This window comes from Saccharothrix variisporea (assembly GCF_003634995.1).
In the GTDB taxonomy this organism is placed as follows: domain Bacteria; phylum Actinomycetota; class Actinomycetes; order Mycobacteriales; family Pseudonocardiaceae; genus Actinosynnema; species Actinosynnema variisporeum.
The window spans coordinates 5,100,079-5,117,457 of sequence record NZ_RBXR01000001.1 but is presented as its reverse complement, the minus strand read 5'-3'; the positions used below and the strand labels follow the sequence as shown (position 1 = coordinate 5,117,457).

Annotated in this window: 17 protein-coding genes; 10 read left to right on the top strand and 7 right to left on the bottom strand. The window is 71.7% G+C overall.

Features of this window, described 5'->3' with window-relative positions; genetic code table 11:
- Window positions 1-103 precede the first annotated feature (103 nt).
- The 7 genes from DFJ66_RS23000 to DFJ66_RS22970 all read left to right on the top strand — a co-directional run bounded on the left by DFJ66_RS23000 (window position 104) and on the right by DFJ66_RS22970 (window position 8,885).
- A complete protein-coding gene (locus DFJ66_RS23000; protein ID WP_121223709.1) occupies window positions 104-2,143 on the top strand; it encodes a DUF6541 family protein in 2,040 nt (679 codons plus the stop codon).
- 37 nt (window positions 2,144-2,180) lie between these two features.
- On the top strand, window positions 2,181-3,185 hold the full coding sequence (locus tag DFJ66_RS22995) for a glycosyltransferase family 2 protein (protein WP_121223708.1): 1,005 nt from the start codon (window positions 2,181-2,183) through the stop codon (window positions 3,183-3,185).
- A complete protein-coding gene (locus DFJ66_RS22990) occupies window positions 3,182-4,432 on the top strand; it encodes a polysaccharide biosynthesis protein (RefSeq protein WP_246029866.1) in 1,251 nt (416 codons plus the stop codon). Before DFJ66_RS22995 ends, DFJ66_RS22990 begins: the two co-directional genes overlap by 4 nt.
- A 10-nt stretch (window positions 4,433-4,442) precedes the next feature.
- Complete coding sequence (locus tag DFJ66_RS22985; RefSeq protein ID WP_246029865.1) at window positions 4,443-5,171, top strand: glycosyltransferase family 2 protein; 729 nt, start codon at window positions 4,443-4,445, stop codon at window positions 5,169-5,171.
- A 12-nt stretch (window positions 5,172-5,183) separates the two neighbouring features.
- Window positions 5,184-5,600 (top strand): DUF2304 domain-containing protein, encoded by a 417-nt coding sequence (locus DFJ66_RS22980; protein WP_121223706.1) that lies wholly within the window; start codon window positions 5,184-5,186, stop codon window positions 5,598-5,600.
- A gap of 64 nt (window positions 5,601-5,664) precedes the next feature.
- Complete coding sequence (glf, locus tag DFJ66_RS22975) at window positions 5,665-6,849, top strand: UDP-galactopyranose mutase (RefSeq protein ID WP_121223705.1); 1,185 nt, start codon at window positions 5,665-5,667, stop codon at window positions 6,847-6,849.
- A 140-nt stretch (window positions 6,850-6,989) separates the two neighbouring features.
- The gene (locus DFJ66_RS22970; RefSeq protein WP_121223704.1) at window positions 6,990-8,885 is read left to right on the top strand and encodes a glycosyltransferase; all 1,896 of its coding nucleotides are present in this window, start codon (window positions 6,990-6,992) and stop codon (window positions 8,883-8,885) included.
- A gap of 402 nt (window positions 8,886-9,287) precedes the next feature.
- Here DFJ66_RS22970 and DFJ66_RS22965 read toward each other — a convergent pair whose 3' ends face one another.
- From DFJ66_RS22965 to DFJ66_RS22940, 6 genes are all read right to left on the bottom strand, one after another.
- Complete coding sequence (locus tag DFJ66_RS22965) at window positions 9,288-9,503, bottom strand: hypothetical protein (RefSeq protein ID WP_121223703.1); 216 nt, start codon at window positions 9,501-9,503, stop codon at window positions 9,288-9,290.
- A gap of 75 nt (window positions 9,504-9,578) precedes the next feature.
- Entirely contained in the window at window positions 9,579-10,478 is a 900-nt protein-coding gene (gene glfT1, locus DFJ66_RS22960; RefSeq protein ID WP_121223702.1) for a galactofuranosyltransferase GlfT1, read from the bottom strand.
- Between the two features lie 4 nt (window positions 10,479-10,482).
- Window positions 10,483-11,298: a galactan export ABC transporter ATP-binding subunit Wzt/RfbE gene (wzt, locus tag DFJ66_RS22955; RefSeq protein ID WP_121223701.1), complete on the bottom strand. Its 816-nt coding sequence runs from the start codon at window positions 11,296-11,298 to the stop codon at window positions 10,483-10,485.
- Window positions 11,299-11,313: 15 nt separating this feature from the next.
- On the bottom strand, window positions 11,314-12,222 hold the full coding sequence (gene wzm, locus DFJ66_RS22950) for a galactan export ABC transporter permease subunit Wzm/RfbD (RefSeq protein WP_121223700.1): 909 nt from the start codon (window positions 12,220-12,222) through the stop codon (window positions 11,314-11,316).
- Between the two features lie 48 nt (window positions 12,223-12,270).
- The gene (locus DFJ66_RS22945; protein WP_121223699.1) at window positions 12,271-13,146 is read right to left on the bottom strand and encodes a class I SAM-dependent methyltransferase; all 876 of its coding nucleotides are present in this window, start codon (window positions 13,144-13,146) and stop codon (window positions 12,271-12,273) included.
- An 87-nt stretch (window positions 13,147-13,233) separates the two neighbouring features.
- Window positions 13,234-13,761, bottom strand: coding sequence for a bacterial proteasome activator family protein (locus DFJ66_RS22940; protein ID WP_121223698.1), 528 nt, complete (start codon window positions 13,759-13,761; stop codon window positions 13,234-13,236).
- Between the two features lie 83 nt (window positions 13,762-13,844).
- Between DFJ66_RS22940 and DFJ66_RS22935 the strand changes: the two genes are divergently transcribed.
- The gene (locus tag DFJ66_RS22935; protein WP_121223697.1) at window positions 13,845-15,044 is read left to right on the top strand and encodes a cysteine desulfurase-like protein; all 1,200 of its coding nucleotides are present in this window, start codon (window positions 13,845-13,847) and stop codon (window positions 15,042-15,044) included.
- 11 nt (window positions 15,045-15,055) lie between these two features.
- Window positions 15,056-15,697 carry a class I SAM-dependent methyltransferase gene (locus tag DFJ66_RS22930; protein ID WP_246029863.1) on the top strand — a complete coding sequence of 214 codons (642 nt, stop codon included), beginning with the start codon at window positions 15,056-15,058 and terminating at the stop codon, window positions 15,695-15,697.
- Window positions 15,698-15,707: 10 nt separating this feature from the next.
- Here DFJ66_RS22930 and DFJ66_RS22925 read toward each other — a convergent pair whose 3' ends face one another.
- Window positions 15,708-16,673, bottom strand: a complete 966-nt coding sequence (locus DFJ66_RS22925; protein WP_121223695.1) for an NAD(P)H-quinone oxidoreductase — start codon at window positions 16,671-16,673, stop codon at window positions 15,708-15,710.
- A 57-nt stretch (window positions 16,674-16,730) separates the two neighbouring features.
- Between DFJ66_RS22925 and DFJ66_RS22920 the strand changes: the two genes are divergently transcribed.
- Complete coding sequence (locus DFJ66_RS22920; RefSeq protein WP_121231597.1) at window positions 16,731-17,363, top strand: GNAT family N-acetyltransferase; 633 nt, start codon at window positions 16,731-16,733, stop codon at window positions 17,361-17,363.
- The last annotated feature ends 16 nt before the right edge of the window (window positions 17,364-17,379 follow it).

Sequence of the window (17,379 nt, the reverse complement as noted above, 5' to 3'; positions counted from 1 at the left end):
CGAAACGATCCTTGGAGGACCACCGGGTTAGCATCGCGCCCGGCGCGCCACTTCCAACCACCGAGGGCGGGATGAACCACGATCCGAACCACCGGGTGAGCCGGTGACCCTGTCCGACCTGGTGGCGCTGGGAGTGGCGCTCGTCGTCGCCGTCCTGCCCGGCGCGTCGTTGCTGTTCGCGTTCGGGATCCGCGCGCGGGCGTGGTTCGTGGGTCTCTCGGTGCCGGCGTCCGTGGGCGTCGCGACGCTGACCGCGTCGGCGTGCGCCGTGGTCGGTCTCCGCTTCGGGCCGGTGTCGCTCGGCGTGGTCACGGCGTTGTTGCTGGCCGTGGGCGTCGTGGTGGCGCTGCGGCGCCGGCGTGGCGCGGACGAGCGCCCGGGTGGGCGCACCCCGGCCGTCGGGTGGGTCGGCCAGGTCGCGGGCGGCCTGCTGCTGCTCGGCGGGATGGCGCTGGGCGCGCGGTCCTGGTTCGGCGGCCTCGGCGAGTCGCTCGCCACGGTCGGCCAGGAGCACGACCTGATCATCCACCACATGCTGACCGCGTACATCCAGCGCAGCGGCAACGGCGCACCGTGGCAGCTGATGCCCGCCGACGTCATGACCGGCAGCGGCGTGGCCTACTACCCCTCGGGCGTGCACCTGCTCGCCGCCGTGACCGCGGTGCTGCTGGGCAACACGGTCCTGGCGCTCAACGCGACCACGGTCGTCGTGCTGGCCTTCGCCTGGTCGGCGTCGGTCGCCGCCCTCACCTACGTGGCCGCCCGCCGGGGCCGGTCGAGCCGGTCGGTGGCGAGCCTCGCGGGCGGTGTCGCGGCGGTGGTCGCGGCCGGCCTGTACCGGCCGGTGTTCTCGCTCATGCACGAGGGCGGCATCCTCGCCAACGCCTCCGCCCTGGTCCTCGTCCCCGGTGTGCTGGCGGCACTGCTGAGCCTGCCCCGCCGCGGGTGGCTGCCGATCGTGCCGCTCGGCGTGGGGTGCGCGGGCATCCTGGCCGTGCACCCGACCGCCGCCGCGTCCGTCGGCGTGAGCTTCGCGGCCTGGCTGGTCGGCGAGCTGCTGGTGCGCGGCGGTCCCCGCCGGGTCCTGCGGGACGTGCCGCGGCTGGTGGGCGCGGGTGCCGTCGCCCTCGTGGTCGGCCTGCCGGTGCTGGCGCAGGTGCTCACCGTCAGCGGCGGTCCGCAGCAGTTCGGGGCGGACATCGGGCCGCAGCCGTTCAGCGCCGCGCTCGGCAACGCGCTCGGCCTGGTCTACGCCGGCTGGGTGCCGGCCAACGCGGGCTACCCGCAGTTCGCCGCCGTCGCGGCGGCGCTGCTGGGCGTGGGCGCGGTGCTGGTCACCCGCCGCGGCCTGGGCGCGCTGACCGCGTGGCTCGCGTGGCTGGTGATCGAGGTGGCGTTCGCGACCAGCCCCGGCGTCGGCCCGGAGGCGAAGCTGTCCGGCCTGTTCTACAACGCCCACCTGCGCATCTGGTCGCACCTGTCGCTGTTCGTGCCCGTCCTGGCCGGTCTGGGCGTGGTGCTGACGGCGTGCGGCGTCGCGCTGTGGCTGTCCCGCCTCGCGCCCTTCGCGCGCGCCCGCGTCCGGTGGGCGACGGTGGCGGTCGCGGTGGTCGCGGGCCTGCTGTACCTGCTGCTGCCCGGCGTGAAGTACTCCGACGTCGAGGCCGACTACCTGGCCACCCGGTACGCGCGCTCCCACTTCACGCGGGTCGGCGCGGACGACGAGAAGGCCATCGCGTGGCTCGCCGAGCGGGTCAAGCCGGGCCAGCGGGTGCTCAACTCCGCGAACGACGGCTCGACCTTCCTGTACGTGGAGAAGGGCATCCCGGTCGTCAACACCCACTCGCTGGGCACCCCGCTCGCGCCCTACACCTACGAGCTGATGGCCCGCTTCAACACCTACCCGCAGGACCCGGCGATCCGGAAGATGCTGCGCGACCTCGACGTCCACTGGCTCTACGTGGACACCGTCGCACCCGGCATCGGGTCCGGGGTGTCGCCGAACAACTGGGTGGGCGGCCCGTCGTTCGCGCTGGCGCCCGGGTTCGCGAACCTGGACGGGCTCCCCGGCCTGACCCTCGGGTTCACCTCCGGGACGGTCTCGGTGTACGAGCTGGACCTGGACGCGGCCACCACACCCTGACGCCGGGCGGCCGGCGGGTGAGCTGGATACTGGGGACGTGACGAGCCGGACCAGCGTCCCCAGCCTCAGCATTGTCATCCCGGTGTACAACGAGCCCGAGTGGATCGGCCGCTCGGTGGGCGCCCTGCGCACCGCGCTGGGCAACGCCGGGTGGGACGCCGAGATCATCGTGGTCGACGACGGCAGCACCGACGCCACGCCCGCGCGGCTCGCCGAGCTGGACGTGACCGTGGTGAGCCAGCCCAACAGCGGCCGGTTCGCGGCCCGGTTCGCGGGCATCCAGCGGGCGACCGGCGAACTGGTCCTGCTGGTCGACAGCCGCGTGCTGCTCGGCGCCGACTCGCTGGTCTACCTGCGCGACCAGCTCGCCGAGCACCCCGAGCGCCGGGTGTGGAACGGGCACGTCGAGGCCGACAACCCCGACAACCCGTACGGCGCGTTCATGTCCGGCCTGGTCGCCGTAGGGTGGCGGCGGTACATGGCCGACCCCAAGCTCACGTCGTTCACGGCCGAGGACTTCGACCTGTACCCCAAGGGCACCGGCCTGTTCCTCGCGCCCCGCGACCTGCTGGAGAAGGCGGCCACGTCGTTCTCCTCCCTCTACGACGACGTGCGCCTGGCCAGCGACGACACCCGCATGCTGCGGCACATCGCCGAGCAGGGGCCGATCTTCCTGTCGCCGGGCTTCCACGGGCTCTACCACAGCCGCGACTCGCTGGAGAAGTTCACGCGGCACGCCTACTTCCGGGGCAGCACCTTCGTCGACGGCTACCTCGACTCGCCCGGACCGGTGCGCAACGCCGCGTTCGGCGCGGCGGCGGTGAGCGCCGTGACCTTCGGGCTGCTCCTGCGCCGGCCGAAGCTCGCGTTGGCCCTGGTCGGGGCCGGTTCGGCGGCGGCGGGGGTCGTGGTGCGCCGGTGCGGCGGCTCGCCGCGGCAGGCGTTCGCGGTGGCCCGGCTGCTGCCGCTGTTCGCGTCCTGCTTCGGCGCGGGCGTCGTGCGCGGGCTCGTGCTGGCGCTGCGCAAGCGCTGGGGCAAGTGACCGCGCCGGTGCGCGGCCTGGGGCGCTCGCTGGGCACGGTCGGCGTCGCCCTGCTCCTCGCCACCGGGCTGGGCACCCTGCTGCAGATCGTGTGCGCCCGGCTGCTCAGCCCGGCCGAGTTCACCGTGTTCAGCGGCTTCTGGGGCGTGGTGTTCGGGTTCGGCGCGGCGGTCGCGCCGATCGAGCAGGAGATCTCGCGGCTGTCCGCGCACGCGGCCCTGGACGGCAGGCCCACCGGCGGGCAGGCGGTGCGCACCGCGCTCGTGGGCGCTGCCGCCGTGCTGGTCGCGGGCCTGGTGACCCTGGTGCCCGTCGTCGGCGACCGCCTCTTCTCCGGTGACCGGTGGCTCGGCGTCGTGGCCCTCGCCGGCGGTCTCGGGTTCGCCGTGCAGGTGGCGTTGCGCGGGCTGCTCATCGGGCACGACCGGGTCCGCCCGTACGGCGGGATCGTGGTCGCCGAGGCGCTCGCGCGCGTCCTCGTCGTCGCCGCGCTCGTCGTGGCGGGCCTGACCGGCGTGGTCCCGTTCGCGGTCGCGGTGGCCTGCGGGTCGTTCGTGTGGCTGCTGTTCGCCGCGCCCGGTCTCCGGCTGCTCGACCGCCGCGCCGAGGGGGACCCGTGGCCGGTGGTCGTGCGCCGGGTGCTGGTGCTGATGCTCGGCGCGGCGCTCACCGCATCCGTGCTCACCGGCTACCCGGCGATGGTGAACCTGCTGGTCGGGCAGGGCGACGACCCCGCGCTGGGCGCGTTGTTCGCGACCGTCGTGGTGGCCCGGTTCCCGCTGCTGCTGCTCTCGCCGGTGCAGACCATGGCGGTGCCGGTCGTCGTGCGGCTGTCCCGGGACGCCGAAGGCCGCCGCAGGCTGCGCGCGCTGCTGGTCAAGGGCTCGGTGGTCGCGCTGGCCGTGGCCGCCGCGGGCGCCGCGGTCGGCTGGCTGCTCGGGCCGTGGGCGGTGCGGCTGGTGTACGGGCCGGACTACGTCGTCGGGCCCGCCGCCGTGGCGGGGCTGGCGTGGTCCTCGGTGCTGCTCGGCGTGACCCTGCTGCTGGCCGCCGTGCTGCTGGCCCGCGCCCAGGCCAACCGGGTGCTCACCGTCTGGTTCGTGGTGGCCGCGACCAGCGCGCTCGTGCTGCTGCTCGTGCCCGGTGCCGCCGTCGACCGGGCCGTGCTCGGCCTCGTGCTCGCCCCCACGGTCGGCGCGGCGGTCGCGCTGGCCCTGGTGGTGAGCCGACCCGCCCCCGGCGACTAGGCTCCCTGCCGTGTCTGACTCGGTCGACCTGCGTCGAGTGCTGGTCGTACTCCCGGCGCTGAACGAAGAACACAACATCGACAAGATCGTCGCCGAGGTGGTGGCCGAGCTGCCCGAGGCGGCGGTCCTCGTCGTGGACGACGGGTCCACCGACGCCACCTCCGCGCGGGCGCGCGAGGCGGGCGCCCAGGTGGCCCGGCTCGCGGTCAACCTCGGTGTCGGCGGCGCCATGCGCACCGGCTTCCGGTACGCGGTGCGGCACGGCTACGACATCGTCGTGCAGGTCGACGCCGACGGCCAGCACAACCCCGCCGAAGTGCCCGACCTGCTGCGCGAGCTCGCCGAGGCCGATCTGGTCATCGGCGCGCGGTTCGCCGGCAAGGGCGACTACAAGGCCCGCGGCCCGCGCCGCTGGGCCATGAAGGTCTTCTCGGTCGTGCTGTCCTGGATCGCCGGGACGAAGCTCACCGACGTCACGTCCGGCTTCAAGGCGGCCGGTCCCCGCGCCGTCGAGCTGTTCGCCCGGCACTACCCGGCCGAGTACCTCGGTGACACGCTGGAGTCGCTGGTCATGGCGGTGCGCGCCGGTCTGCGGGTCCGGCAGGTGCCGGTCGCGATGCGCATGCGCACCACCGGCACGCCGAGCACGTCCCCGGTGAAGTCGGCGGTGTACCTGGTGCGGGCGGCGCTCGCGCTCCTGTTGGCCCTCATGCGCGGCAAGCCCGCCAAATCCGCCTAGGAGGTCGGTCCCATGCCGCAGTGGCGGTTGTTCGTGGTCTTGCTGGCCGTGCTGGTGCTGGTGGTCGTCGTCGAGATGATGCGGCGGCGCAAGCTGCGCGAGAAGTACGCCGGCATGTGGCTGGTGGTCGGGGTCGGCGTCGTGCTGCTCGGCGCGGTGCCGGGCCTGCCGACGTGGCTCGCGGGGCTCACCGGGGTCCAGCTGCCGGCGAACTTCCTGTTCGCGGGCGCGGCCGTGGTGCTGCTGTTCGTGGTGCTCCAGCTCAGCAGCGAGGTGGGCCACTTGGAGGAGGAGGTCCGCACCACGGTGGAGGAGATCGCGTTGCTGCGGTGCGAGCTGGACGACGCCAAGCGGGAGCTGTCCGCCCGCGTGGCGCGCGCCGAGGACGAGGTCCGGGGACTCGCGGCCACCCGGGAAGCGTCGCGGTAGATCCACGTCCGGGTGGCGGGGGTGGGAAGTGTCACGCCCGGTCACTGCCGTACCCTCAGGTGCCGTGAGCTTCGCAGGATATGACCTGATCGTGGTCGGTTCCGGCTTCTACGGCCTGACCGTCGCCGAGCGTGCCGCCAGCCAGTTGGACAAGCGCGTGCTGGTGCTCGAACGGCGCGAGCACATCGGTGGCAACGCCTACTCCGAGGCGGAGCCGGAGACCGGGATCGAGGTGCACCGGTACGGGGCGCACCTGTTCCACACCTCCAACAAGCGGGTGTGGGACTACGTCAACCAGTTCACCGAGTTCACCGGGTACCAGCACCGGGTCTTCGCGATGCACAAGGGCGTGGCCTACCAGTTCCCGATGGGCCTGGGCCTGATCACCCAGTTTCTCGGCCGCTACCTCTCGCCCGACGAGGCCCGCGCGTGGGTCGCCGAGCAGGCGTCCGAGATCGACTCCAAGGACGCGACGAACCTGGAGGAGAAGGCGATCTCGCTGATCGGCCGCCCCCTCTACGAGGCGTTCGTGCGCGACTACACCGCGAAGCAGTGGCAGACCGACCCCAAGGAACTGCCCGCCGCGGTCATCAGCCGGCTCCCCGTCCGGTACACGTTCGACAACCGGTACTTCAACGACACGTACGAGGGCCTCCCCAAGGACGGCTACACGGCGTGGTTGGAGAACATGGCCGACCACCCGAACATCGAGGTCCGCCTCAACGTCGACTTCTTCGACGTCAAGGACGAGATCCCCGAGGGCACCCCGGTCGTCTACACCGGCCCCGTGGACCGGTACTTCGACTACTCCGAGGGCCGGCTGGGCTGGCGCACCCTGGACTTCGAGCAGGAGGTGCTGCCGACCGGCGACTTCCAGGGCACCCCGGTGATGAACTACAACGACGCGGACGTGCCGTTCACCCGCATCCACGAGTTCCGGCACTTCCACCCCGAGCGCGAGTACCCGACCGACAAGACGGTCATCGTGCGCGAGTTCTCCCGGTTCGCCAAGGAGGACGACGAGCCGTACTACCCGATCAACACGGCCGACGACCGCAGCAAGCTGGAGCGCTACCGCGAGCTGGCCAAGCGCGAGGCGGCCGAGCGCAACGTCCTGTTCGGCGGCCGGCTGGGCACCTACAAGTACCTCGACATGCACATGGCGATCGGTGCGGCGCTGACCGCGTTCGACAACAAGATCGCCCCGCACCTGACCGAGGGCGCGCCGCTCGACGGCAGCCTGGACTGACCGCTCCCCGCGGACCACGCCGCGTCGCCGATTCCCGGCGACGCTGTATGGTCGTTTTACCACCAACAAGGACACGGGCCGCCCGCCGAGGTGGTCGTCCGCACGCGACTCGAACCACGTCAGAGGGGTTCGCCGGAGGAATGCACGTGACCGAGCACAGCTCCAGTGGCGGTATCGACCCGGGCAAGGTGCTCCAGCGGATCATCCTGCCGCGGGACGAGGACCCGCTGGACGTCCGCCCGCTGTACCTGGACGAGCCGGAGAACGTGCACTCGCACGTGTCGTCGCGCCGGTCGGTGACCGTGCCGGCGTCGGCCAAGGTGTCGTTCGCCTCCTACTTCAACGCGTTCCCCGCCTCCTACTGGAAGCGGTGGACGGTGGTGGACGAGGTCGTGCTGCGGCTGCGCGTGCGCGGCTCGGGGCGCCTCGACGTCTACCGCTCCAAGCCCAACGGCGACCCCATCCACCTGGACGGGCGGCCGATCCGGGCGACCGGTGACTGGCAGGACGTGGAGTTCCGGGTCGGGCTCAAGCCGTTCGAGGACGGCGGCTGGATCTGGTTCGACGTGTTCACCGACGACTCCGCGCTGGAGATCGGCGAGGCGGCCTGGACCACGGACCTCGACCTGCCGCCGCAGCGGGTCGCCATCGGCATGACCACCATGCGCCCGGTGGACGCCGTCATCGCGCTGCGCGCGCTGGGCGAGGACCCGGCCGTGCTGGACGTGGTGCAGAAGGTCTTCGTCGCCGACCAGGGCGCGGTGAAGGTTCGCGACACCGAGGGCTACGCCGAGGCGGTGAAGCTGCTCGGCGACAAGCTGGAGGTCATCGAGCAGGACAACCTGGGCGGGTCCGGCGGCTTCACCCGCGGCCTGTACGAGGCGATCGAGCACACCGACGTCGAGCAGATCATGCTCATGGACGACGACATCCGCCTGGAGCCGGACGCGGTCCTGCGCTCCAACGCGTTCGCCCGCGCGGCGGCGCAGCCGGTCATCGTCGGCAGCCACATGCTCAACCTCCAGGCACGCGCCCGGCTGCACAGCATGGGCGAGGTCGTGGACCTGGCCTCGGGCTACTGGCGGCCCGCGCCCGGCGCGGTCACCGACCACGACTTCGGCGAGGAGTCGCTGCGCGAGACCGAGGAACTGCACCTGCGCATCAACGCCACCTACAACGGCTGGTGGATGTGCCTGTTCCCGCGCGAGGTCGTGCAGCGCACCGGCTACCCGCTGCCGCTGTTCATCAAGTGGGACGACGCCGAGTACTCGCTGCGGGCGCTGGAGAACGGGTTCCCGACCGTCTCGCTGCCGGGTTCGGCGGTGTGGCACATGCCGTGGACCGACAAGAACGACGCGACGGACTGGCAGGCGTACTTCCACACCCGCAACCGGCTGGTGATGGCGGCCCTGCACAGCCCGTACGACATCCGGTCGACGCTGGTCAAGCAGGGCATGAAGCTGACCCTGCGCCACCTGCTGTCGATGGAGTACTCGACCGTCGCGGTGCAGCAGAAGGCGCTGGAGGACTTCATGGCGGGCCCGTCCCGCCTGTTCGACTCGCTGCGCACGGCACTGCCGGAGATCCAGGCCCTGCGCCGGACGTACCCGGACGCCCAGGTCCTGCCCTCGGCCCGCGAGTTCCCGCCGCCGACGTTCGACATGGTGCGCGCGGAAGCCATGCTCAAGCCGCCCACCAACCCCGCGACCATCGCGGCGGAGGCGGCGAAGGCGCTCGTGCACAACCTCCGCGCCCCCGAGGCGTCGACCACGCAACGACCGCAGATCAACGTGCCGGCCACGAACGCCCGCTGGTTCCTGCTGGGCAACCTCGACAGCGCGACGGTCTCCAACGCGGACGGCAGCGGCGTGGCGTTCCGCAAGCGCGACCCGAAGGAGTTCCGCAAGCTGATGGCGCGGGCGGTCCGCAACTACCGGCGGCTGGGGCAGGAGTGGCCGCGGTTGAAGCAGGTGTACCGGGACGCGCTGCCGGAGCTGACGTCCGTCGAGTCGTGGCGCAAGGTCTTCGAGAACTGAGTCCCGGCTCAAACCCGAAAGGCACCGCTCTCACGGCGGTGCCTTTCGCTTGTTCGAGCTTGTGGAGAGCGGAGCGCGTTCGAGCTTCCGGAGAGCGGAGCGTTGCAGGTCAAAGCTCAAAAGCGCCTCGCCGGCGGGCAGACCACCAAGGATGACCCAACTGCGGGGGGCTTCTTGCTTTTGTCATCCCCGCATGGCCTGGACAAGCCGACCACATTTTTCAGGGGTTGCCGCTAAAAATTTTGGCTCGTTCCTCGCAAAAATTTTCGGCGGCAACCCCTGAAAAATGTGGTAGCCCTTCGGGCAGGCCATACGGGGATGACAAAAGCAAGAAGCCCGGGTTGCGCTGTGTCCTCTCGGTGGACTGCCCGCTCGCCGGCTTCGCCGAAGGGCCTGGGGTGGCTAGGCGAAGTGGGCGACAACCACGTGGCTGAAGTTGACCACGAAGTCCTTGCCGTCGGCGGTGCGGATGGACTGGGTGTGGCCGTTGCGGACCACCTGGATCAGGCGCGGGGCCAGGTCGTCGGCGGTGTCCGGGTCGACCTGGATCGAGATGGGGTTCGGGTTGGCGGCAAGGTGCAGGACGAGGGACGCGTTCTTACGCGCTTCAGAAGGCATGCGCCCAGCGCACCAGGGCGGTCACCGGTGGGCAAGGTGGGTTCGCCGGCAGCGATTCCGCCGCCGGCGGACGGGCTACTTGCGGAAGAACTTCTCCTGCCGGCCCTGGCGGACCAGGCGGACCCACTCGAAGAACGCCTTCGGGTCCTTTCGCACGCCCACGAAGTACAGGCCGAACCGGAAGAACTCGAGCATCCCGAGCTTGCGCATGCCGGGCTGGGACAGCAGGTAGCCGCGGTTGCGGTAGGTGTAGTAGCGCTTGACCGGGTTCTCCGGGTCCTGCGCGTGGAACCGGCCGCCGAGCATCGGCTTGAACTCGTCGGAGCCGTCCGGGTGCAGGTAGGCGACCCTGAGCGACGTGCCGAAGGGCAGGCCGGTGCGGACCAGGCGGCGGTGGATCTCGACCTCGTCGCCGCGGAAGAACAGGCGGTAGTCGGGGACGCCGATGACGTCGACCGTGGACGCCCGGAACAGCGCGCCGTTGAACAGCGACGCGATGCCGGGCAGGAAGTCCACGCCCAGGTCGGCGGTGCGCCGCTTCCAGGTCAGGCCCCGGCGCAGCGGGAACGCGAGCTTGTCCGGGTGCTCGATGTTGGACACCACCGGGGAGACGGCGGCGAGCTTGCGCCGGTCCGCCTCCTCCAGCAGGACTTCCAGGACGCGGTCGTCGGCCGGGCGGCCGTCGTCGTCGGCCAGCCACAGCCAGTCCGCGCCCAGCGAGAGGGCGTGCAGCATGCCCAGGGCGAACCCGCCGGCGCCGCCGAGGTTGCGGTGCGACGCCAGGTAGGTGGTCGGGATCGGGCACTGCTCGACCAGGTCCTCGACCGGCTGGTCGGGGCCGTTGTCCACGACCACCAGGTGGTCGAGCGGTCTGGTCTGGGCGGCCAGGACCTTCAGCGACTGCGCGAGCAGCTCGCGGCGGTGCCGGGTCACCACGACCCCGACCACGGAACCCTTCGGCAATGCGCTGCTCATGGTCCTACTCGCCACCGTTCCCGCTCAGCACCGGAGACTGGCCGATCCGTTCCAGCGTCTCGGGGCTGAGGTGTTCGTAGGGGTCGCGGCCCTTGTAGGACTTCACGACCTCGCGCAACGAGCCGTGCATCTTCACGCGGCCCTCGTCCATCCAGATCGCGGTGTTGCACAGCTCCACGAGCATGTCGTCGGAGTGGTTCGCGAACACCAGGATGCCGGACCGCTTGACCAGGTCGTTGAGCCGGTCGCGGGCCTTCGACAGGAACGCCGCGTCCACCGCGCCGATGCCCTCGTCCAGCAGCAGGATCTCCGGGTCGATCGAGGTCACGACGCCCAGCGCGAGGCGGACCCGCATACCGGTGGAGTACGTGCGCAGCGGCATCGACAGGTAGTCGCCCAGCTCGGTGAACTCGGCGATGTCGTCGACCCGCTTCTCCATCTCCTTGCGGGTCATGCCGAGGAACAGGCCCCGGATCATGATGTTCTCGTAGCCGGAGATCTCCGGGTCCATGCCGACGCCGAGGTCGAACACGGGGGCGATCTTGCCCTGGATGCGGGAGCTACCGCGGGTCGGCTCGTAGATGCCCGCGAGCAGGCGCAGCAGGGTCGACTTGCCCGCGCCGTTGTGGCCGACCAGGCCCACGCGGTCGCCGTGCCGCAGCGAGATGTTGATGTCGTGCAGTGCCTCGATGATCGGGACGCGGCCCTCCGAGCCGATCTTGCCGCCGACCTTGCCCAGGGCGAGCTTCTTCAGCGACCTCGACTTGGCGTCGAAGATCGGGAAGTCCACCGAGGCGTTCCAGACGTCGATGCTGACCATGGTTGACGGCCTCACTCAGACCCAGTAGGAGACGCGGGCACGGTAGTTGCGCAGCGCGACCAGCGCCAGTGCCCAGCCGACGACGGTGAACGCGCCCACGACCACCCAGTGGTGCCAGTCCTGCACCTGGCCGAGCAGCGGGGCGCGCACGATCTCCAGGAAGTGGTACAGGGGGTTGAACTCGGCGATCAGGATCTTCCAGCTGGTGTCGCCGTCGAACTTGTTGAGCACACCCACGTGCCACACGATCGGCGTCATGAAGAAGATCAGGTTGATGAAGCTGTGGATCACCGGCGGGATGTCGCGGAACCGGGTGCTGATGATGCCGAACACGACCGCCACCCAGACCGCGTTGACCACGAGCAGCAGGAACGCCGGGATGGCCAGCAGGACCGACCAGGAGATGCCCGGGTGGGTGACGACGTCGCCCTCCATCTGGTACTCGCTGGTCAGGGCGGGGAAGAACACCGCCAGCACCACGATGTAGACGACCAGGTTGTGCGCGAAGAACAGCACCTGGCGCCACACCATGCGCAACACGTGCACGGTCATCGGCGCGGGCAGGTGCTTGATGAGGCCTTCGTTGGCGATGAAGACCTCGGTGCCCTCCGTGACCACGCCGAGGATGAAGTTCCAGACGATGAAGCCGACCGTGACGTAGGGCAGGAAGGTCGGCAGCTCCTGGCCGAGCAGCGTCGAGTACAGCAGGCCCAGCGCCAGGGCCGTGGTGCCCATGGAGATCGTGATCCACAGGGGCCCGATCACGGACCGCCGGTAGCGCTGCTTGATGTCCTGCCAGCCGAGGTGGCCCCACAGCTCGCGCTGCCGCCACGCGTCGCGCACGTCCCCGATCGCCCGCGCGAACGTGCGGGAGTCGGGTGCGGGGGGAACGACAGGTCGGTCGACCGTACTCGTGTGTTGCACGAGTGTTGAGACTACCGGCGGCAGGGAGGCCGACCTGCCGCCGGGCTGTCACGGTGCGGTCACCGACGCCGGACGGGGGTCCGGCACGCCGGTGATCTTCACGATCACCTGTTCGTGGTCGTAGGTGTATCCCTCGTAGCTGAACTCGGTCCCGGTCCGCTCCACGTACTCCGACCAGGCCTTGTGCTCGTGCTCACGCCAGCCGGGGAAGTTGAAGTACTCGTCGAACACCACGACGCTGCCCGGCACCAGCCGCGGTCCGACCAGGTCCAGCACGGTCTTGGTGGACGAGTACAGGTCGCAGTCGACGTGGAGGAACGACACCGGGCCCTCGTGCTCGGCGAGGAAACCGGGCAGGGTCTCGTCGAACCAGCCGACGACCAGCTCGGCGCCCGGCACGTCGGGCAGGTCGTCGACGTTGAACATCCCGGCCGGGAACCCGCTGCGCCAGTGCTCGGGCAGGCCCTCGAACGAGTCGAAGCCGTAGACCCCCTCCCCGCCCCGCGCGGCGGCGATGATCTTCAGCGTGGTGCCCGCGAAGACGCCGAACTCCAGCGTCAGGCCCTCCACCTCGACCAGGCCCAGCGCGTGCTCCAGCGTGGCGTGCGGGTGCTCGAAGTGCGGCGCGGACACCATGTGGTCGCGCACGAACCGCGCGCTGTCGGTCGCCGCCTCGCGCTCGCCCGCGAACACGAGGTCGCGGCGGGCGCGGATCTCGAACCGGCGGGTCTCCTCGGTGATCCGGCCCGCCTGGTGCCGCACCTCGTCGCGCAGCTCGGCGAGCTCCCGCTGGAGGCGTTCGAGTTGCTCGCCGTGGGCCCGGTGGTACGGGCCCACGACGTCGTCGATCGCACGCAGGACCTTGCCGCGGAGCCTCTTGCGCAGCTCCTCGAGGGCCGGGTGGTGGCGTACTCGGTCGAGCACGTCCGTTCTCCTCACTTCGACGTCTTGAGACGCTGCACACGTTCGGGTAACGCCACACGCGTGTCCAGGGCCGTTACCCGATCGCCGCTACAGGTACTGGCCGCCGCGCACGTGCCCGCCCTCGGGCGCCTCGGCCGACGGTCCCGCCGGCAGCGCCCGCCCGCGCATCTGCTCCAGCTGCACGCGGGCGGCCATCTGCTGGGCGAACAGGGCCGTCTGGATGCCGTGGAACAGGCCTTCCAGCCACCCCACGAGCTGGGCCTGGGCGATGCGCAGCTCCGCGTCGGAGGGGGTGCCGTCCTCGGTGAACGGCAGCGACAGCCGCTCCAGCTCGTCGCGCAGCTCGGGCGCGAGCCCGTCCTCCAGCTCGTCGATGGACCGCTTGTGGATCTCCTTGAGCCGCTGGCGGCTGGCCTCGTCCAGGGGTGCGGCGCGCACCTCCTCCAGCAGCTGCTTGATCATCGTGCCGATCCGCATCACCTTGGCCGGCTGTTCGACCAGGTCGGTGACGTCCTGGCCACCGTCCTCGCCGGCGGGCACCCGCGCGGCCCCCACCGGGGTCCCGTCCGGCCCGACCACCACCACGTGCCGCTCGCTGTCCGCTGCGTCTGTCATGGGCTCTATCATCGCGCGCCTCGGGACGGCACCTTCTACCCGCCCGTTCATCGCACCCCCGGCAATCCAATAGTCTCGCGGGCATGGCGTTCGACGTCGCACGAGTCCGTGGGCTGTTCCCCGCGCTCGGCGACGGCTGGGTTCATCTGGACGCGCCCGCGGGGATGCAGGTCCCCGAGCAGGTGGCCACGGCCGTCTCCACCGCGCTGCGCGCACCGGTCTCCGGACCGGGCGGCATCTTCCCCGCGTCCCAACGCGCCGAGGCCATCGTGGACGCGGCTCGGCGGGCCGTCGCCGACCTGGTCGGGGCGGACCCCGCCGGCGTGGTGCTGGGGCCGAGCTCGGCCGTGCTGCTCCAGCGGCTGGCCGACGCGTTGTCCGAGGGCTGGTTCCTCGGCGACGAGGTCGTGGTCTCCCGGCTGGACCACCCGTCGAACATCGCGCCCTGGCAGCGGGCCGCCCAGCGCACCGGCAGCGTGGTGCGGTGGGCGGAGGTGGACATCGAGACGTGCGAGCTGCCCGCCTGGCAGTACGACGAGCTGGTCACCGACAAGTGCAAGCTGGTCGCGGTGACCGCCGCCTCCGGGTCGGTGGGCTCGCGCCCGGACCTGGCCAAGATCGCCCAGGCCGCCCGCCGCACGGACGCCTTGGTCGTGGTGGACGCCTCCGCCGCCGCGCCGTTCGTGCCGCTGGACATCACGTCGATGGACGCCGACGTGGTCGCGGTCTCCGCCAACGCCTGGGGCGGCCCGCCGGTGGGCGCGCTGGTGTTCCGCGACCCGTCCCGGCTGGACCTGCTGCCCTCGGTCGCGGTCGAGCCCGGCGCGCGGGGTCCCGAACGGTTGGAGCTGGGCCCGCACGCCTACCCGCTGCTGGCCGGTCTGGTGGCGTCCGTCGAGTACCTGGCCGGTCTGGACGACGCCGCCGTGGGTCCGCGCCGGGAGCGCGTGCTCACCTCGTTGTCCTCGGTGAAGGCGTACCAGGCGGGTCTTCTGGCTAATCTCATCAACGAACTGCGATCGCTCCGTCACGTCATGGTGATCGGCGACGCCATGCGCCGGGTCCCGGCGCTGGCGTTCACGGTGGCCGGCGTGAAGTCGACCGAGGGCGTCGAGCACCTGGCCGAGCGCGGTGTCTGCGCGTTCGCGGACTCCGGGCAGCACGGCGTGTTCTCGGTCCTGGGGGTGGGCGAGGTCGGCGGAGCGATCCGCGTGGGCCTCGCGCACTACACGAACGCGGTCGAGGTGGACGAACTCGTGCGGGCGGTCGCCGAGCTGGGGTAGCCGGAGGTGTGGTGGACGACGCTCTGTCCCGGGAACTCGCCGACCTCGCCGCACTGCACCGCCTCGCCCCGCTGATGAGCGAGTACCTGCCCACCACCCCGCACGAGCTGCGCCCGGCCGCCTTGGCGGCGGTGGTGGACGAGGTGCTCCTGGGGTCGCGGACGGTGCTGGTCGAGTGCGGGTGCGGCGCGTCCTCGGTCCTCCTGGCCCGCTTACTCGCACGGCGCGGTTTCGGGCACCTGCTGTCCATCGAGCACGACGAGCGCACCGCGGCTTTCGTGGCCAGCCAGCTGCGCCGGGAGGGCCTGGGCCACGTGGCCCGCGTGGTGCAGGCCCCGCTGACCCCGCACCCGGCCGCCCTGGGCAGCGCCCACTGGTACCACCCGCGGCTGGTGCACGACGAGGTGTCGGCGTTCGTCGAGCGGTACGGCCTGGTGGACCTGCTCCTGGTGGACGGCCCCCTGCTCGGTGACGCCCGCTACCCGGCGCTCCCGGTGTTCCGGGGCGTCCTCGCGCCGGGCGCGGCGGTCCTGGTGGACGACGCGGAGCGGCCCGACGAGCAGACCGTGCTGGTGCGCTGGGCGGAGGAGTTCGCCCTGCGCTTCCGGACCACCCCGCGCACCTTCCTCGCCACCGGCGTCGCCCTGGAGTGAGCCGGCCGCGCTAGAACTCCAGCACGACCTTGCCGAACACGCTGCCGCCCTCCAGCGCGCGGTGGGCGTCGGCGGCCTCGCGGATCGGCAGCACCCGGTCCACCACCGGCTTGACCTGCCCGGACGCGATCAGCGGCCACAGCCGGTCGCGGACGTCCGCGACGATCCGGCCCTTGCCCTGCGGCCCGTCGACCGGCCGGAAGCGCAGCCCGGTGGCGGAGATCGACGCGCGCTTGGCCAGCAGCTTGCCCAGGTTCAGCTCGCCCTTCACCCCGCCCTGCATGCCGATGACGACGATCCGGCCGTCGGGGTTGAGCGCGTCGACGTTGCGGTCCAGGTAGGCGGCGCCCATGTTGTCCAGGATGACGTCGGCCTTGACCTCGGACACGAAGTCCTGGGTCTTGTAGTTCACGGTGATGTCCGCGCCGAGCTCGCGGCACCGCTCCAGCCGCTCGTCGGACCCGGCCGTCACGGCGACCTTCGCGCCCAGGGCCTTCGCGACCTGGATCGCGTGCGTGCCGATGCCGCCCGCACCGCCGTGCACCAGGAACGTCTCACCCTCGGCCAGGCGCCCGAGCATGACGACGTTCGACCACACCGTGCACGCCACCTCGGGCAGCGAGGCCGCCGTCACCAGGTCCACGCCCTCGGGCAGCGGCAGCAGCTGGGCGGCCGGCACGGCGACCCGCGACCCGTACCCGCCGCCGGCGAGCAGCGCGCACACCCGGTCGCCCACGGCCCACCCGGTGACGCCCTCGCCGAGCGCGGCGACCGTGCCCGAGCACTCCAGGCCCAGGACCTCCGACGCGCCCGGCGGCGGCGGGTAGTGGCCCTGCCGCTGGAGCAGGTCCGCCCGGTTGACCGCGGTGGCGGCGACGTCCAGCAGCACCTCGCCCGGTCCCGCGACGGGGTCCGGGACCTCCGCCCACTCCAGGACGTCCGGCCCGCCGGGTTCACGAATGGTGATCGCGTGCATGGTCCACAACGTAATCCGGTGGCCCTGACGCCGCCGCGCCCGCCACCATCCACCGGCATGGACCCCTGGCCCTACCGGCACCTGGTGCTGCGCACCCCCCGCCTCGAACTGCGCCCGGACGACGACGAGGGCCTGCTGGAACTCGTCGACGTCGTCCTGGACGGCATCCACCCGCCCGACGAGATGCCCTTCGGCGTCGAGTGGACCGACGCGCCGCGCGATCGGCTCGGGACCGACGTGCTGCGGTACCACTGGTCGGTGCGCGCCGAGCAGCGGCCGGGCCGGTGGGCGGTCAACTTCCTGGTGCGCCGCGACGGCCGGGTGATCGGCGAGCAGACCCTGGTCGGGCACGACTTCCCGATCACCGGCGAGGTGTCCACCGGCTCCTACCTGGGGCTCCGCCACCAGGGCGCCGGCCTGGGCACGGAGATGCGGGCCGCCGTGCTGCTGTTCGCGTTCGACCACCTCGGCGCCCGCACGGCCCGGTCCAGCGCGTTCGTGGACAACCCGGCGTCGCTGGCCGTCAGCCGCAAGCTCGGCTACCGGCCCGACGGCACCCTCGTGCAGGTCCGCCGGGGTGCGCGGGCCGAGCAGACCCGGCTCGTCCTGGACCGCGACGACCTCGTCCGGCCCGACTGGGAGCTGGGCGTGACCGGCGTCACCCAGTGCCGGTGGCTGCTCACGGGCTGAGAACCCGCCGAGTGAC

Coding starts and splice junctions, on each gene's coding strand:
- DFJ66_RS22980 (WP_121223706.1), top strand. CDS start 5,184: ATGCCGCAGTGGCGGTTGTTCGTGGTCTTGCTGGCCGTGCTGGTGCTG.
- DFJ66_RS22970 (WP_121223704.1), top strand. CDS start 6,990: ATGCACGTGACCGAGCACAGCTCCAGTGGCGGTATCGACCCGGGCAAG.
- DFJ66_RS22965 (WP_121223703.1), bottom strand. CDS start 9,503: ATGCCTTCTGAAGCGCGTAAGAACGCGTCCCTCGTCCTGCACCTTGCC.
- glfT1 (WP_121223702.1), bottom strand. CDS start 10,478: ATGAGCAGCGCATTGCCGAAGGGTTCCGTGGTCGGGGTCGTGGTGACC.
- wzt (WP_121223701.1), bottom strand. CDS start 11,298: ATGGTCAGCATCGACGTCTGGAACGCCTCGGTGGACTTCCCGATCTTC.
- DFJ66_RS22940 (WP_121223698.1), bottom strand. CDS start 13,761: ATGACAGACGCAGCGGACAGCGAGCGGCACGTGGTGGTGGTCGGGCCG.
- DFJ66_RS22935 (WP_121223697.1), top strand. CDS start 13,845: ATGGCGTTCGACGTCGCACGAGTCCGTGGGCTGTTCCCCGCGCTCGGC.
- DFJ66_RS22925 (WP_121223695.1), bottom strand. CDS start 16,673: ATGCACGCGATCACCATTCGTGAACCCGGCGGGCCGGACGTCCTGGAG.
- DFJ66_RS22920 (WP_121231597.1), top strand. CDS start 16,731: ATGGACCCCTGGCCCTACCGGCACCTGGTGCTGCGCACCCCCCGCCTC.